This is a genomic window from Achromobacter sp. JD417 (assembly GCF_041879325.1).
GTDB lineage: Bacteria > Pseudomonadota > Gammaproteobacteria > Burkholderiales > Burkholderiaceae_B > Achromobacter > Achromobacter mucicolens.
Genome location: NZ_CP087159.1, coordinates 4,508,901 through 4,524,646 on the forward strand (window position 1 = coordinate 4,508,901; position 15,746 = coordinate 4,524,646).

Sequence of the window (15,746 nt, forward strand, 5' to 3'; positions counted from 1 at the left end):
ATCCTCTGAGCTTAGATGGAAAGGTAGTATTTGGCACTATAGATAGCCGCACCCAACCCCAAGCTGTCAGAGAGATTACTTTTTTGTAATGTTAGCTGTATGGCCGATTGATATGCCCACTTCTGTGCCGCCTCGATTAGATGCCGCAAACGCAGTACCACCATGCATGCGTGCTATTGCATCAACGATCGCGAGACCTAGCCCATGTCCCTCCGCCCTCCCGCTGCGGGCGCTGTCAGCCCGAAAGAAACGATCAAAAATTCGCGGCAATGCCTCTGGTTCGATGGGGGTTCCCATGTTGCGGACCTTGATTTCGCCTTCGCTGCCACTGCCTCGACAGAAAATATCAATGTTGAGACCTCTTGGGCTCGCCTTTATGGCGTTGCTCAACAGGTTTGCCAAGGCCCGGCGCAGCAAGCGCGGATTTGCTCGAACCGTCCCTCCACCGTGAATAGTGACCGACAGTCCGGCCTCCTCCAATGCAGCTTCGTAGTACTCGACGACGTGCGTTGCTACATCAAGCAGCTGGACTTGTTGCGGATCCTGAGCGAGCTCCCCGCCGTCTGCACGAGCAAGGAACAACATATCATTGACAAGCGCCGTCAGGCTCTGCAGTTCTTCCAAGTTTGAGGCGAGCAGATCCTTCAGCTCATCAACGGAGTGAGCCGAGGAAAGTGTGACTTCGGTACCGTTGATTAACGTCGCCAACGGAGTACGCAGCTCATGCGCTACATCTGCGTTGAAGCCCTCCATCTGCTGATACGCGGCTTGCAAACGATCCAGCGTGTTATTGAACGTGTGCGTGAATTCGCGTAGCTCCCGGTCGATCCCGCGCTCTGGAAGCCGTACCGCCAAGTTCTCGGGCTGGATAAGTGAGGCCTGGACGGATAGCCTGCGTATTGGCGTTAACGAACGCCGAACCGCCCAGGCGGATAGAACCACCGTGGCGCCGACCCACAGTGCGCAGATGAAAATAAGTGCAGTGGCAAACGCATACAGGAACTGCATGCTTGGCCGAATATTCACCGCGACGATCAGGTCGGCGTCTTTGAGAACCGGACTGTCAATCTTCAGACTCAAACCACGCATGTCCCATCCGTCCAGAGTCTTTAGCCACACTTCGTCCTCGCCCACTTGCCGCAGGGCGGGAGGCGCGTCGGTGCCATAGAGTACTTTTCCATCACGGCCCAAGATCCACACCCTCAGATTGACATGGCCGACGAGGATATTGCCGAGAGTCTCCCGAAACTGCTCCATGTCCTGAGGCGTATCGAGCATGTCAATTAGATGGTCTATTAGCTCCAACTTTCCCGCCACCTCACTCATCTCCTGGCGCTGCACTTCCCGCTTAAGTGCCCAGAACAGGGTATAGCCGGCGATGCAGGATACGACGAAAGCGATCACGCCCAGCAGGACCGTGAGGCGGATTTCAATTGACGGTATGCGCCAGCCTCTCACGATGCTCTAGCCTCGAGCACGTAGCCCATCCCACGCACGGTGTGAAGGAATTTTTTTTCGAAAGGGTCATCAATCTTCGCGCGGAGTCGGCGCACCGCCACTTCAATGACGTTTGTGTCGCCATCGAAATTCATATCCCACACCTGCTCCGCGAGCATTGTCCTGGACAGCACCTCACCCTGCCGGCGCAACATCAGCGCGAGCAAGGAAAATTCTTTCGCGGTCAAATCAAGTCTGACTCCCGCACGGTGAGCCTTGCGACGGGCTAGATCCAACTCTAAGTCGTCCAGTCGCAAAAGCGTGGATTCTTGCCCTCGGCCGCGGCGCAGCAATGCCTGTATCCGAGCAAGGAGCTCCGAAAACGCGAATGGCTTTACAAGGTAGTCGTCCGCTCCACCCTCCAAACCTCGAACGCGGTCTTCCACCTTATCGCGCGCGGTCAACATGAGCACAGGCGTGTCCTTAACCCGGCGCAGGTCGCTCAAGATACCGAACCCATCGATACCGGGAAGCATGACATCCAGCACTATCAGGTCGTAGTTGTTCTCCAGTGCGGCATGCCTGCCGTCTGTCCCGTCCAGTGAAACGTCGACGACGTAGTTGTGTTCCCTCAATCCCTTCTGAAGATAGTGCGCAAGCTTGCGCTCATCTTCAATGACCAGAATACGCATAGTCCACCTCAATTCATTGCATAAATGTAATCAGGCAGTCCGAGTCATGTCAGGACAGCCCACGTAGAGTTCAGCCTGTAGGACAACCACGCCGTTGAACTCTGAACCCAAGGACTATTTATGCGAACTCGCAAATCGATCACTTCACTTATTGTGGCTGCGGCAGCGCTCGGGCCGGCCATCGCCGGCGCATCCACTACCTTCGAAGTTACCAACGACGAAATCGGCGTTGCGACACATTATGCGCCCTCCGCTGTCACACGAGAGCAGGTCGCTCAAGACCTGGCAGCTTGGAAGAAGCGCCCCATTACGGCCGATGGATGGACATTGACCGACGGCGAGGAAGGGTGGACTGCCGCCTTCGGAAGAGGCGATGCACCGGGTGACCGACACAGCATTCTGTCGCAGACGTCCCATCCACACTGGCAGGCTGTGGACGGTGAAGCCGGTTGGCTCAATGCCCTCGGAACTTGAGGCACGACGCTTCCTCCATCGCACTCAGATTTGAGATCGCACCGCGGTCCATTTCTGCGGAGTTCTCCAGCGGCATCCTCGAAGCGCGGCCACAGGAAGAGCCTGGACCGACCGTACCCCGTTCACTGGAGGTCCGTCGCTGGGTGATGGAGAGCTCGTTTTCGCCAGCCAGCGGACTTCTATTCACTATGAGAAATCTTATGAATCGCTTCACTCTTTCCCTTCTCGTCTCTGTGCTTTCGGTCGGCATGGCGTCCACTGCATACGCACAGTCGAAGACCCGAGAGCAGGTCCTGCAGGAATTGCAACAGGCGCGGGCGGCCGGGCTGATTACGTATGGCGAGCAGGCTTATCCACCCCCCTTTTCGCAACTGAGTGCGAAGACGCGCGCCCAGGTCGGTGAGGAATTGCGCGAGGCGAAAGCTGCTGGGCTTGTAAACAACGCGGAACAAGCCTATCCGCCTGCGCTTCTCGAGACGTTGTCCCAATCCAAACCTCGTGGGGAAATTCGCGCGGAACTCGATGCCGCCAAGGCCGCCGGCCAGATCTCTTTCGGTGAACTGGACTATCCTCCGGACACTAACGGCTAACTGCTTGGCCCTTGGCTCGCGCAGCGTGCGGAGCTCGGTGAGGGTGCGTTTGTTGGGTTTAACTGATTCGGTGCACACAGGGGCTGAACTCATGGCAAGCCTCCGCGATTTGCTAGTGGAATGGAGCGTGGACGAACTCCGGACTTGCACCCATCGCTATGTGGCAGCATCATCAACTTCGGCTCATTTCGTATCCACGCGCATCTCTTTGGCCAGAAACGGGAGAAGTTCGAAGTTGCTTCGGCTTTGTGCTCTTCGACAATCACCTAGGTCGTACTCGGCCGCCGGACAAAGCCCCGCGCAGCCGTCGCCAGATCGTGAGCGACCATTTAAGTGGGACGAGTACAGCCTCGTTCCTAGTGCCTAGTCGATGAGAAAAGTTCACCCGCAGCGGCGCGATTAGGCCAACCATCAAAGGATGCAGCGAGAGACTCGTTCGCTTCACTGCCCACCTCGATGGGGCTACCGGACCGCGATTGGTGGCAAAGGTGGTCGTCGGCCCCCGATTCGCGCGGTGGTGGGCATGAGATTTGCTGCGCGAGGTCCGCTGCCCAGGATATGGACAGCACCACCTTTCTTGGAAAAATCATGGGCCATTTTAAAATTTCACTCTATGCGCGCACCGGAGTAGTCAGCCGCTTGGTCGCCCTTCTACTCGGAGCTAGCATAGCCATCATTCCTTTCGCCGCCCCAGCTCAAACGGCAGCTAGCCCAGAGAATCGATCGACAATGGGGTCAAACCCCTCAAAGGTCGACACTCCCGCCGATATGCGGGATTCAATGATGAACATGCAAAAGCGCATGAACACATTTGAGGCCTCGGGCGATCCAGATCGAGACTTTGCAGCCATGATGCGCATGCATCATTTGGGAGCAGTGGACATGGCCGAATTCGAACTCAAGCATGGAAAAGATCCGGAGATGAGACAAATGGCAAAGGAGATCATCACGGCGCAGAAAAGCGAAATCGCAAAATTTGACGCCTGGTTGGCAGCACAAAAAGGGCGCGCGAAGTAGATTTGGTGCGCAGGTTCGATGTAACGTTGATACTTTTCAACTTTTTCTCGAAAGCCGCCCCAGCTCAGCTGTCACCGGGGCGAGTGCGCTGGCAGAGGTTGAAGCGTCTTCTACGGGCCTCAGCCATCGCCGGGCAGCGTCGACCGCCGGGCGCGAGGCCAGCGAGGCGACGAGTGTAGATGCACCTCGATCAGTCGCCGTTGCCCCGCTGCGGCCGTCGCGCAGAATTCGCCGCCCGCGGTTCGCCCGGCGCCAGCGCAAGTCACGATCGCGCGTTCTGAGGAGTTGTGCGAAGGGTTTCATAGTCAGTTCGATAAATCGAATATCAAACCCGATGAACTTGATCGGCCCTTCTGCCCGTTGTAACGTGGCGCAGGCCGTGCGCGGCGCGGGCTGTGCGTTGGTGAATAACAGCATGAATAATGAATGCGGAGTCAGAGCCGGCGTTCGCTCGTTGACGCGCTGTGGGGGCACGATCGGTTCCCGCATGCACGCCCTTCAGTCGCATCAATGCTGAAAGGCGCCGCCATTGAGAAGCGAACGGCGGCAATGGGTCGAAATCGGCCTGTCGCCAACGCAGTCCAAGCCCGGGAAGGCCATGCAGCCAAGCGTATTGGGCGTGGCCGCATGGCCGATACCAGACCACGCCAGCAGTGTGCCGGACAAGCTCAGGTCGCCTCCACGAGCAAGGGCTCCATGCCGAACAAACAGCGGCCCCTTTTGGGGTTGAGACACAAAATCAAACCTCCACAGGCAGAACGCCTGCGATAGGCCACGCGGGGAATGACGCAAGTCACCAGACAGCGGATCGAGGCCGGTTTTACGTGCGCTCACCCGCCTGAAGTTCCGAAATTCTCCCAGAAAATCACCTACATACGCGGACTGTTGCCATCGCAAGCTGTGATCCCTCCGTACCGTACCTACATGAAGGAATGTACGGTACGCGCTTTCGAGCGGTACGGCCGTACCTCCCCGCACGTGAATCCAGAGCGCTCGGCGGCGGCAGAAAACCTCTTCCCGGTCGGCATGCCGCCACCGGCTTTCCGCGGCGACGTTTCTGCTTGCGCCATATCCACGGCGCTGCGGACGCAGAAGCGCCGGCACGATACGCAGGAATGACGACGGCCTTGCAAAATAAGGTGGCATACATAAGGTTTATTTGCACCCACCACAAAATGAGTTCGTGCTAGGGTTTCGTCTTCATAGACATCATGCGAGGACGACAACCGTGACCCAGCTCCTTCCCCATACCAAAAGGAAGCCATATCACCCCGTGGTGATCGATATCCTGAAGGAGCGGTCGGCGCGGGTCGTGCTTGACGCACCGTGCGGCCACGGCTGGCTGGGCAACGAACTACCTCGTGTTGAACCGGCCGCGCTTATCGACGGTCTTGGCCTTTGGGAGTATCCGGACGCTGTGCCTGCCTACAGGTGCGTCCAAGAGCACGACCTGGATGAGCCGCTGCCAGCTGCGCTCCAGGGGTATGACGCCGTAGTCTGCGGCGAAGCAATACACCTGCTGAAGAGCCCCGGTACGGCCCTGGCCGGCTTTAGGGCAGCGCTGCGGCCTGGCGGTACCCTTGTCATCACCACGCCCAACACTTGGCACGCCCGATCGAGGCCAATTTTTTCTGCGCGGGTTCCACTCAGGCTTTAGCCCCATGTACGGAAAAAGGCGCGGTGAATACATCACCTATTTCCCCTTCTCGTTCCCACAGCTGCACTTGATCCTGACTCAAAGCGGCTTCCGCAATGTGCAACTGCATGACGTGGACGAGCCAAAGCCGAAACGACCGCTCGAACGGCTGCTAGGATGGCCAGGCGAAGTGTATTGCCGCCGAAAGGCGGCGGCTGCCGATACCGCGGAGGAGCGCGATTACTGGACTCAGGCGGGCAGCAAGCAATCGCTCTATGGACGCTGGCTGGTTGTCACCGCGCAAAGATGACAACCGTGGCTGGCCAGCAGCGGGCCCAGCCCGCCCCTAAGAAGTTGAGCGCTCCGGAACCTCAACTGTTCCAGGCTCCAAGCCGCGAGCCATATCGAAGAAATCGAGCTCCGTGTAAATCATTGTGGATCTTATATCACGCTGGCGGAGCAGCTTCTGCACAAATCTCACGTCTCGGCCCGCCAGCAGTTGCGTCTTACCGAATGTATGGCGTAGCCAATGAGTGGACGCCCGCCGCAACAACTCGGCGTCGGCAGTATTTCCTAATCCATCAAGATACTCTGCACACTCGGCGAACTCCTTCTTCACGATGTCCCAGAGCGTCGCGCGACGCCGTACCTCGCCCCACTGAAGCGCACCTCGACGCCCTCGGACCGATGGTCGAACGCCATTGTCCGACCGGCGCGTTCGCCCAGACAACACGAGCGCTGTCGTCTCGCCAGGTTGCGGTGCGGGCGGCAGTCCGAAGGCTTGCCTATACGCTCCAAGCTGCTCGATGAGTGCATAGGGCACCGGCACGCGGTCGACGTATCCTCCTTTGCCATGACGCACAAGAAGCGACCAGTACGTTTTCATGGATCGAGGATCGGACATGAGCTCGAAGTCGCCCATATTCGCCAGCACGACCTCCGAGGCACGCAAGCCGACCCCTTCGATAAGCTGGATCAAAAATCGGTTTCTGGCATACGTTAGTCGCGCCACGAGGGTTACATAATCCCGCTTATCCATGAGCCCGATGACTGTGTCTATTAGGTCAGGCGGAACCGCGTGGCGTGTCGGGGCTGCACGCTGTGCACCGCCGCCCAGTCCAGCCATCGGATTCTGCTTCACATGTCCGGTCTGGAACCAGAACACGAAGAGCGCATGCAACACCTTCTGCGCATGCGACACCGACGTCGGTCCTAAAGGCTTTCGAAAGGGCGTCCATGCACTGTCGTGCTGAGGCAAACGGCGACGGCAGATGTGCTGTGATGCGCGAGTCCGGAGGAAATCGAGGTATGCCAGCACATCCTGAAGTGTCCAGCGGCCCGGCTGAACCACACTGAACTTCTCGCAGTACCATCTCAGCCGAACCATCTCGGAACGATATGAGCTCAACGTACGGGGACTCACGGGCGGGTTGCGCGCTTTCAGAGTCGCGAGCCAGACCTCAGCTGCCGCCCAGTCATCGGTCACCACACCCAGGACAGAGTGACCGTCCGATCCCCCAACAACGATATCTGCGCTCATTCGGCAGCCCTACCACTGGTGGCCGCACGACGATAGGCTTCAAGCATTTCGCGCTCCTTCACTCTTTTGGCCTGCACCGAATCCAGTGTTTCCTTCAGCAGGCGAGCCTCTCCTCTGGACTGCTCAATTGCGTAGAGCGCGAACAACCTATTCCCTTCTGAGAATCGCGCATTCTGAGCCAAGGCCGCCCCAAGCTCGCCGTTCCTCATAAGCAGCTGATCGGCAACTTCCCTGACCGCGAGCAGCGCTGCCTCGGCTGCGCGTCGCTCCTGGATTGCGATCGCCAACTCTGACCTCATCCGCGCGCAGTCCGTCTCCAAGTGCTGTATACGCGCTCGTTGGTGAGACAGTTGCACCGCGAGCGCGGATATAGCCGGATCTCGTGCTTCGCCCGCATCAGGGCGTGCAACACGAGCAGCATAGGGCCGCGTATCGGCTTTGCCCTCAGTGGCAATCAGGCCTGAGTATCCACTTGCGATCTCGCTTTCCACCTTCAGCTTGGCCGCGTGTACCGTCGATTGCGAGGGAGAAAACGGGGCACCGAATGCCTTCAGCATTGATCGGTAGGTGCCAGCGCCATGCAGGCGGCCAGTGGCGCTGTAGGACAATCTTATGAACGCGACCAGGTAGGCTTCGTTTCCCTGCACCTGCGCATCGGGCAGTTGCCCGAGGCCCGAGGTAATGGCGCGAACCTGCTCATCTGAAAGCAGCGACTCTCTCCGACCGGACATGTTTCTAGCCAAACATGTTGCCCATTTGCGCCAGCGCCGCACGCTCGGCGTCGGACAGCGCGTCGCCTTCGTTCGGGTTTATGCGCTCGGACTCGCCAGCGCCTCCTTGTGCCGAGGCCACCGAGTCCTTCGCAGGCACCACCGCCGGAACGACGGATACTGGGGGTGCGGTGATGGAGTGAGACTCCGGCGCCACTGGCGTCGGCCTGGCGGGCGGTTGCGTCTTGGCAGCGGAGAAAGGACCTGTCGCCGCCCCCTTCTCCGCCGGTGGGAAAACAGCACCGACTTCCGCGCCCGACCGAAGCGCCTCGATGTCAAATGCCGGCGTTCCCAGCGGCTGCGGCGATCTGAGTGCCGGCCGTCGTGTCTCAGCTTGCAGACCGCCAGGCCCACTTAGGGCAGCCTGCACGGCGGCATCCAGCGTACCTTGTTCGAGATGGTGCAGGAACCATTGATACAACACCCCTCGAATGAGGGGCGTCTCCTGCCGGTAGGGCAACGCCGCCAGGAAGCGCAGCATGCCCGGGCATTGCGTTTCCCTCACGATAAGCGGCATGCGCCGCTCAGTCTCGTCCGGGTCGTAGATCTTCTGGTGGCGCGGCATAGTCAAGCCGCCTTGACAGACGTCCGAGCCGCACTTTGCTGCTTCAACTGGCCGACAGCAAATCGGCAGAAGCCGTTGGCAACAGCCATGCGAGGCTCCTCCAGCAGGATCGTGTGCGGCCACTTCTCGCTCAGGGTTTCAGCCAGGAACACGGCGCCGCCGCCCGCCAGCAACACCCCGTCCAGCGTGGATACCTCGCGCGACAGGAGCGTATCCGCCTCTGCAAGGATAAGCTGCGCAACAGGACGGACCGCCTCAGCCACATCCTTCGTAACGTCGACCTTCTGTCCGAAGTGTTTCACGGAGCCGGCGATCAACGCAGCATGGCATTCTCGATCGCCAACGCGAATTCCCCGGTCGGCCAATATTGCCGCCAGCCGCTTGACCGAGGATCCGATGCCATCGCAGCTGCCGAAAGCTCCCGCGATATGGCGACCATTCCGAACGAGCAAAAAGTCCGTCGTGAAATGTCCGATCTCGATCACTGCCCAGGACAGCGGCTGACCGTCGTCACCCGAGAAGCGCTCCTTCACAGGGATGCCGCTCGGATTGAGGACATGTTGGAAATAGGCGCCGGCGGGCTGGGGGATTACCTTGACGTCGGTGCCGGCGACCGATTTAGTGATCTCCGCCAGCTTGTCCTTCTGATGGTCAAACACGTTGGAGGGGGATCCGATCACGATGTACGCATCCTCCAAGCCCTTTACGCCTCTGGCCTTCAGCCGCGCCAGGGCGGAGGCTACAAGCGCCTTGTAGCCAGGCTTCTCGATCCAGTCATCGTCCATTCCGATGTTCGTTCCGCGGCCGCCTTGAAGACGAGCGGTCTCGCCAGTGAAGTAGGTCCGCCCTTCGACAGCGACCGTCTCATTCGCAGCTTCGGCGGCCGTAGCCTCGTCGGCGATGTGGAATGCTTCGCACACATCAGACGGGAAGAGGAACCGATCAAACAGGCCGGAAGCGTGAGAAACAACTTTGACGGCGCTGCGGCCGATGTCCAATCCAATGCAAGTACGATTCATGCGCAAAATTTCCTCAGGTGGCATTGATCAATGGGCAGTACACACTGCACCAATGAGCGAATCCTAGGCATCGATGCAAGCGGCTACAAGAGCGCGCGCCAAAAAACGATTTGAGCGTCGAAATGGATTGCACAATCCAAAACGATGGCAGCCTCGCGAGGGCAGGCCGGCGGCTCGCGCCAGCACCGATGAAGTTGCGAATTGCGTCCTCCACCGCCTCATGATTACCACCCTTTCTCCACTTGGAAGCCGTCGCATTGCGACAAAACCTACTTTGGAGAGAGTTATGGACTTGGTGAAAAGCGTCAGCATTGGCAATCTGTTGAACCAGCGAGAGGCAGTACTGCAACGTCTGCGCTCAGCTCGCGACCTGATCGAAGAGGCACGCAAGATCGCGAGCGCTGCGCATCTTGGCTGCGTCGAGGACATGTTCTCGCCTGGCCGCTATGGTTTCTCGGGCAATTTCCTGACGGGTGACTTCGGGAATGTTGAACGATGGATCGATAAAGCCGGCTGGGAGTACCTGATGGCGGAAAGCGGAATCCGCACTTTTATGGACTCCGCAACCCGCCAGCGGTGGGCCGAGGCGATGAACAAAGAGGAGATCCCTCCTCTTACCGTGGATGTCATTGCCTCCACCTTTGGACAGCTGTACGACAATCGGCAACAGATGTTCGAGAATGGAGTAGTCGAGATCTTCCGGCGGCTGAGCTGGAACTACAAGACCAACGAGCCGTTCAAGTTTGGGCGACGAATCGTCTTAAGCTACATCCTTCAGTCTGATCGTTGGGGTGGCGCATATCCTCGGAACTGCGATCAGCTCGATGACCTGGAACGTGCGCTCTATGTTTTGGACGGCAAGCCAGAGCCCGACCACCGGCAGTCGATCGGCACTATCGTTCGAAGCAAGATCTACGGAAAGGAATGGAGTGCGGAAACCGACTACTTCGCACTTCGCTGGTACAAGAAAGGATCGGCTCATGTCACTTTCAAGCGACCAGACTTGATTGGCAAGCTGAATTCAATTCTTGCGGCGCGCTATCCGAACGCCTTGGCGTCCGACACGCGCTGACACACCAACCCACGGCCTCGCCGTGGGTTTTTTTTCGGCAAAAAAAAACCCGAACCGAATGGTTCGGGCGTTTTAGGCTTGCCTCCGGCTATCCCGCGCCGTTAGCCGCGGCCGAGCGCTTTCGTTCCTTCAGCGTGCTGCACGATGGCCGCAGATCACTACCACGATGCAAGTCGGGGTCGGCGTTATACACCTGGTACGGCGCCTGGCCAAACACTCCCGCCGGCATTTTTGCCACTACAACCTGGTCGCCGACATCGATGCAGTTAATGCGCAGCATCATTTCCAAATACTCTCCCGGGACCGGTACCTCAGCAACCGTCTTGCCAGCATCGGCCACCACAATCACGGGCGGCGCTCCACGTGTGCTTGCGGTGATCAGATCGGCGATGATGCCTACTGCCCCCAGGGCCAGCGAGCCCTGGCCCACCGACATTCCAGCATAGGCGGTCGCAGCTGCTCCAATACCGGCGTCACCGACCATATCACCAGCAGCTCTCGCAAGGCTGGTGACAGTGCCATCCTTCTCGGTCACGCGAATGTCGACCATCGTTCCCTTAGCAACCACAGGCGCCCCGGCGACATATTCCTTGCCGTCCTTCACTTGCACACTGGTGTTGGCGCATCCGACGAGTGTCAACCCCAGGAAAAACGAGAAAATAAACCGCTTCATAGCTCCTCCGAAAGTATGTCAAATCGTATCAAACTTTTCAGTACAGCAACCGATTGACATACGGTCGTTTACATTTGATGGTGGCTTAGGGAGCAACACCCAGGGCCTTCTTGCAGTCGCCGTCTGGCATACGGGTCCAATCTCCGCCGACCGCCTCCAGCGCTTTACGGCAACCGGCGGCGACCGCATCTTCCGTCCAGGTCCCGGACTTCGCCTTGTTCAGGTCGAACTGGGCGTATTGCGTTTCCACAGCTGCCATGACGTCTACCAAGAACTCGGACAGGTCGATCTGAGAAAAGTCGATTTTCTCCAGCTCGGCCGGCGTGAACCCATCGCAGGTCGGATCCTTTTCGTCGCCCCAGCCTTTCCCAAGCTGCGCCCGCCCCTGTTCATTGATGATCCGAGCAAGTTTGGAGTTGTAGCAGCAGTAAGACTGCTTGCGCGTCGCGCAGGCGCCCAGCACCTTTTTGGAGCACCAAGAACCAATTCGGTCAGTACAAAGCCCCGCGTCGCGTTTCAACGCCAGTTCCATTTCCTTCTGATCGCAGCTCATGACTTCCATGACGAACTGCATGGCGATGGCGAATGCAAGCGCATAGGGGTTGAAATACAACGCCGGGAAACCCGTGCCGGCGCCGCCGGCGAGCAGATAACCCTGAGTGCCCAAGAACGCTCCTGTACCTCCGATGGAGACCCCGTACATCCCAAAGCTGGGGCCACTGCCTAGCCAGTTGGCAATGCCCTCAGATGCGGCTTGGCTGGTATTGGTGACCATCGAGCCCATACCGCTTGAGAGCCAGCCTACCGCGTCCGATGAGCCATACAGCATGTCGAAAACATACTTCGAGCCCGATCGAAGCGCAGCGCCACCGGCGGCGGAGAACAGTTCAGTGGCGAAAGCGTTGTTCGACTTTGCGCCGCCCTTCTTCGTACAACAGTTCTTGAGACCGAACCCTCGCGCTGAGCGACACGACTCGCCCACGCCGCCGAAGATATCAAGGCCGTCGGGGTTATAGACACCAATTTGGCGCGCGATTTCCATGTCAGCTACGACTTGTGCGAAATCGCCGTCCGGCTCCCACCCCGACTCGAAGCAGATGCCGCCAATGCAGATCGTGTTATCGCCGCAGTATTCGTACTCGCGCTGCTGACCCCGCTTGACCAAGCACCGATACTCCATCTCGTATTCCACGCATCCGATGCCTGGCAAGTCCGTGATGCACTGACGCGTGTATGCTGTGCACTCAGACCTGTCGCGCAATGGTTGGCACGTATCGGCAATGTTGTCGGTGATGCACGTGTAGTCCCGCTGCCATTTCCAGCATCCACCGACCTCGGCTAAAGTCACCTCATAGCTGTTGATCACCTTGGAGGGCGAAGTGTCCACGCACACTCGACGGTTGAGCTCGCAGCTCTTCACGCCTGTCTGGCCCGCTTCTTTGCTTGGATCGACACAAGCGTCGATCCAACCGTCGGGGCTGCATACCGATACGCCGTCCTTGGTCATGTAGCTGACGCACTGCCGCTCTGGGATGGTGTTACCTGGGCAAGAAGAAATGGGAGGACTGGCGGCCGCCGACGCAGCCATGGCAGTCGCCTTCGCCCGCATGGCCATCGGATAACATGCCTCCACCATTCCATCGGCGGTACAAACCGTCTGGCCCTGCTCGTTGGTCGTCGTTGCTTGACACCGCGACTCCCAGACTTCACCGACCTCGCATCTCAACGGCACCGTCGGGTGATCGAAGGGATGTTTGGCGGCCGTCGCGGCCGCCGGCAACAGCACCATGCATGCCGCGGCAATCCATACGGTCGAAATCAGACGCATAGAAGCCTCACTTCACTGCTGCGGCAAGGGCCGAGCAGTTGTTGTTCCACTGGACGGAAACTCGGCGCTCCGGCACGCAGAAGTTGTACTGAGAGTAATCATGGATGTCGGGATACCCCGCGCCGCCCCTGATGTGATAGTTGTTGAAGCGGAATGTGCACTGGTCAATGACCTGTGAATAAACGACAAACCACTCGCCGCAATTGCCGTTTGCACCGCACCGATACCCCTGCGTCATCGCCGTCTGAGCGCCGTAAATCGAGATGCGCTCGGTCTTCGTCCCGAAGTCGGTGACTTCGCACGGATAGTCCATGCCGGCATCTCCGCCGCTGTTGCACGTCTCCCAGTGCGTCCCGATCGGAACGTGGTAGCCCGTCACATCAGCCCAACCCTGCTTCGGATTGACGGTTATCGTCCAATCGGGGGCCTTCGAATTTGCCACCACTCGGACATACTCCGCATCCGGCAGGACCTGGTCATAGTAGATCTGGACCGTGGGTTCCTCGGTGCATGACTTCTCCGCGATCACGTTGGCTTCTGTGCAATTCTCTGTCGCGTATTCGTCGGGCTCCGTCACCACGCGCGTTTCGCAACCTTTTCCAGTCGAGTCGTCCGAGATGGGAGGCGGCCCGAAGTTGCACACCGGATCTAATGGATCATTGCAAGGCTCGACAGTTACGCGTCCGCGATACTCGCCGGCGAGAAAGTTGATTCCCTCGCACTCTTGGTCAAACACTTTCACTTGATCGGATACAGCTTTCTGTCGTTGCTCAGCACTCATTCGATCCCATTGGCCCGGAGCAAGATATGCCTTGGCACTCTCCACTGGATCGAACCCTTCTCGGTCACATGTTCCCCCCGAATACGTCTTGCTCTGGGTGATGCGCCCGACGCCAATGTTCATCATGTCGCCATAGCCTCCCTGGTAGTCGCTCTGCTGCTTGACGTCCTTCTTCGTGAATGGCAGCTGCGAAGCGGTTTCCTCGCTAATCGACGACGTTCCCTCCTGTTGCCGTTGCGCTTTTCCGAACGCAACACCTGCGTCATGAGCGGCTTGTCCGATCTGAGCATGCGCACCGCAGCTGGCCGCGAGCAAGCACGCACCCAGCACAACCTTTCGCATAACGGCCTTTGCTTCCATCACTTCCCCCCGATCGACGAGCTCATGAACGGGCCGCTCTCCATACCCCTGGGCCCATCGAGGGGAGGCTCGCCGTCAGCGCATATGTTCAGTTGAATACTCGGTAATTGCACATCGACGAGAGTCCCGGCCAAGGTCGGGACGCCACCTTGCCGAATGTCTACCTGGAGCCGTGCACACCCCTCCTGCGCCAACGGACGGACTACCCGGACTTGCACATTGACCGGCTGCGTTGAACGTGTCGCCGCTTTGATGGCAGCAGCGTGCGGGCCGCCCAGTTCGCCAAGCACCTCACCGCTTGGCGCCTTCAAAGCGGAAATCAATAGTTCGGTATCGAGGCCCGGCAATACCTGCTGACTCAACACGGGCGCGTGTATAGCGACGAACGCGGACAACACGAAGGCTCGCGCACAAGTCTTCATCGCTGACCTCCCGGCGGTGCCGCGGCTTCCCTCTGCTTCAAGATCGCCGAGCGCCACGTCCTGGCCGCGTCCGCCACTGCCGGCGATGAGCTACGCCGTTGCATGACGTCGAGCGCTGCGACGATGGACAGATCACCTTCCACCTTACCGTACAGGCTGCGAGGTGAGCAGGAGGACGAAGCGCCTTCAGGGCAGCCCTCCTCCAGTGCGGAGGCTGCCCCAGTGAGCACGACAGTCGGCACGGCAGTCACATTAAACATAGAAAACAGATTGGGATTGATCTCCCATGTGGCGCCCGCGGGATTCACGCTGGCCGCCGCTGTCTGCGTCGCGGAGAGTCGGCTTTCCTTCATGCCCCGCAGCACGAGTGTCGCTCCGGCTTCCTTTGCCTGGGCAGCGAGATTTTCCAAAACGCTTTCGGGCATCGAGAACGACACAAAGACAATGAGGGCATTCTCGGGCACAGCACCATGGCCGCCTTCACCTTGTGCCATTCCCATCGCCCTGCCTTGGGCCCGTTCGAAATCTGCGATAGCTTTGTCGAGGCCCTGCACTCGCGCCCGCGCCTCCTCCACATCGGATCGGTAACGCTGACGTTCAGCTGCCGACGCAGGAGCATCGAAATTCTTCAAAGATGGTGCGAGCTTGGTCCCTTCCTGTCGAAGCGCTTCTTGCGTAGCGCGACGGAAGCTCTCTGTTGTGGCATTCATATCTGCCGCACCCGGCATTTCAAGTTGAATCGCCGGCATATCCTCTGGAACCGAGCCCAGAACCTGCGCTCCTGCACCTACGTGCAGCGATAGGGCTATAGCCAGGCCGGCACGCGGCGCGAATTTGTGTCCAATCACTTTTTGACTCGCTCGAGAAAAA

Annotated in this window: 17 protein-coding genes; 7 read left to right on the forward strand and 10 right to left on the reverse strand. The window is 58.8% G+C overall.

Features of this window, described 5'->3' with window-relative positions:
- Positions 1-75: 75 nt before the first annotated feature.
- Both LN047_RS20820 and LN047_RS20825 read right to left on the reverse strand, forming a co-directional pair.
- Positions 76-1,458 (reverse strand): heavy metal sensor histidine kinase, encoded by a 1,383-nt coding sequence (locus tag LN047_RS20820; RefSeq protein WP_373980074.1) that lies wholly within the window; start codon positions 1,456-1,458, stop codon positions 76-78.
- Positions 1,455-2,129: a heavy metal response regulator transcription factor gene (locus LN047_RS20825; RefSeq protein WP_373980075.1), complete on the reverse strand. Its 675-nt coding sequence runs from the start codon at positions 2,127-2,129 to the stop codon at positions 1,455-1,457. The genes LN047_RS20820 and LN047_RS20825 overlap by 4 nt, the downstream gene beginning before the upstream one ends.
- A 120-nt stretch (positions 2,130-2,249) precedes the next feature.
- On the opposite strand from LN047_RS20825, the gene LN047_RS20830 reads away from it, so the two are divergent.
- From LN047_RS20830 to LN047_RS20855, 6 genes are all read left to right on the forward strand, one after another.
- On the forward strand, positions 2,250-2,603 hold the full coding sequence (locus tag LN047_RS20830; RefSeq protein WP_083447512.1) for a DUF4148 domain-containing protein: 354 nt from the start codon (positions 2,250-2,252) through the stop codon (positions 2,601-2,603).
- A gap of 200 nt (positions 2,604-2,803) precedes the next feature.
- Positions 2,804-3,193 carry a DUF4148 domain-containing protein gene (locus LN047_RS20835; protein ID WP_050449052.1) on the forward strand — a complete coding sequence of 130 codons (390 nt, stop codon included), beginning with the start codon at positions 2,804-2,806 and terminating at the stop codon, positions 3,191-3,193.
- A 558-nt stretch (positions 3,194-3,751) separates the two neighbouring features.
- Positions 3,752-4,210, forward strand: a complete 459-nt coding sequence (locus LN047_RS20840; protein ID WP_050449051.1) for a DUF305 domain-containing protein — start codon at positions 3,752-3,754, stop codon at positions 4,208-4,210.
- A gap of 783 nt (positions 4,211-4,993) precedes the next feature.
- Positions 4,994-5,329 (forward strand): hypothetical protein, encoded by a 336-nt coding sequence (locus LN047_RS20845; protein WP_373980076.1) that lies wholly within the window; start codon positions 4,994-4,996, stop codon positions 5,327-5,329.
- Between the two features lie 193 nt (positions 5,330-5,522).
- On the forward strand, positions 5,523-5,867 hold the full coding sequence (locus LN047_RS20850; RefSeq protein ID WP_373982167.1) for a class I SAM-dependent methyltransferase: 345 nt from the start codon (positions 5,523-5,525) through the stop codon (positions 5,865-5,867).
- Between the two features lie 4 nt (positions 5,868-5,871).
- The gene (locus LN047_RS20855) at positions 5,872-6,156 is read left to right on the forward strand and encodes a hypothetical protein (protein ID WP_373980077.1); all 285 of its coding nucleotides are present in this window, start codon (positions 5,872-5,874) and stop codon (positions 6,154-6,156) included.
- A gap of 36 nt (positions 6,157-6,192) precedes the next feature.
- Here LN047_RS20855 and LN047_RS20860 read toward each other — a convergent pair whose 3' ends face one another.
- The 4 genes from LN047_RS20860 to LN047_RS20875 are packed head-to-tail and all read right to left on the reverse strand — an operon-like array spanning position 6,193 to position 9,740.
- Positions 6,193-7,386, reverse strand: coding sequence for a tyrosine-type recombinase/integrase (locus LN047_RS20860; RefSeq protein ID WP_254791977.1), 1,194 nt, complete (start codon positions 7,384-7,386; stop codon positions 6,193-6,195).
- Positions 7,383-8,117 carry a hypothetical protein gene (locus tag LN047_RS20865; RefSeq protein ID WP_092578957.1) on the reverse strand — a complete coding sequence of 245 codons (735 nt, stop codon included), beginning with the start codon at positions 8,115-8,117 and terminating at the stop codon, positions 7,383-7,385. The genes LN047_RS20860 and LN047_RS20865 overlap by 4 nt, the downstream gene beginning before the upstream one ends.
- A 4-nt stretch (positions 8,118-8,121) precedes the next feature.
- On the reverse strand, positions 8,122-8,721 hold the full coding sequence (locus LN047_RS20870; protein ID WP_373980078.1) for a hypothetical protein: 600 nt from the start codon (positions 8,719-8,721) through the stop codon (positions 8,122-8,124).
- A 2-nt stretch (positions 8,722-8,723) separates the two neighbouring features.
- On the reverse strand, positions 8,724-9,740 hold the full coding sequence (locus tag LN047_RS20875; protein WP_373980079.1) for a hypothetical protein: 1,017 nt from the start codon (positions 9,738-9,740) through the stop codon (positions 8,724-8,726).
- A gap of 286 nt (positions 9,741-10,026) precedes the next feature.
- Between LN047_RS20875 and LN047_RS20880 the strand changes: the two genes are divergently transcribed.
- The gene (locus LN047_RS20880) at positions 10,027-10,812 is read left to right on the forward strand and encodes a DUF4942 domain-containing protein (RefSeq protein ID WP_092578953.1); all 786 of its coding nucleotides are present in this window, start codon (positions 10,027-10,029) and stop codon (positions 10,810-10,812) included.
- Between the two features lie 88 nt (positions 10,813-10,900).
- Here LN047_RS20880 and LN047_RS20885 read toward each other — a convergent pair whose 3' ends face one another.
- The 4 genes from LN047_RS20885 to trbC all read right to left on the reverse strand — a co-directional run bounded on the left by LN047_RS20885 (position 10,901) and on the right by trbC (position 15,625).
- Entirely contained in the window at positions 10,901-11,485 is a 585-nt protein-coding gene (locus LN047_RS20885) for a hypothetical protein (RefSeq protein ID WP_054470992.1), read from the reverse strand.
- 85 nt (positions 11,486-11,570) lie between these two features.
- Positions 11,571-13,313 carry a conjugal transfer protein TraN gene (traN, locus tag LN047_RS20890; protein ID WP_241137967.1) on the reverse strand — a complete coding sequence of 581 codons (1,743 nt, stop codon included), beginning with the start codon at positions 13,311-13,313 and terminating at the stop codon, positions 11,571-11,573.
- Between the two features lie 7 nt (positions 13,314-13,320).
- On the reverse strand, positions 13,321-14,454 hold the full coding sequence (locus tag LN047_RS20895; protein WP_139208518.1) for a hypothetical protein: 1,134 nt from the start codon (positions 14,452-14,454) through the stop codon (positions 13,321-13,323).
- Between the two features lie 418 nt (positions 14,455-14,872).
- Positions 14,873-15,625: a type-F conjugative transfer system pilin assembly protein TrbC gene (gene trbC / locus LN047_RS20900; protein ID WP_082370912.1), complete on the reverse strand. Its 753-nt coding sequence runs from the start codon at positions 15,623-15,625 to the stop codon at positions 14,873-14,875.
- Between the last annotated feature and the right edge of the window lie 121 nt (positions 15,626-15,746).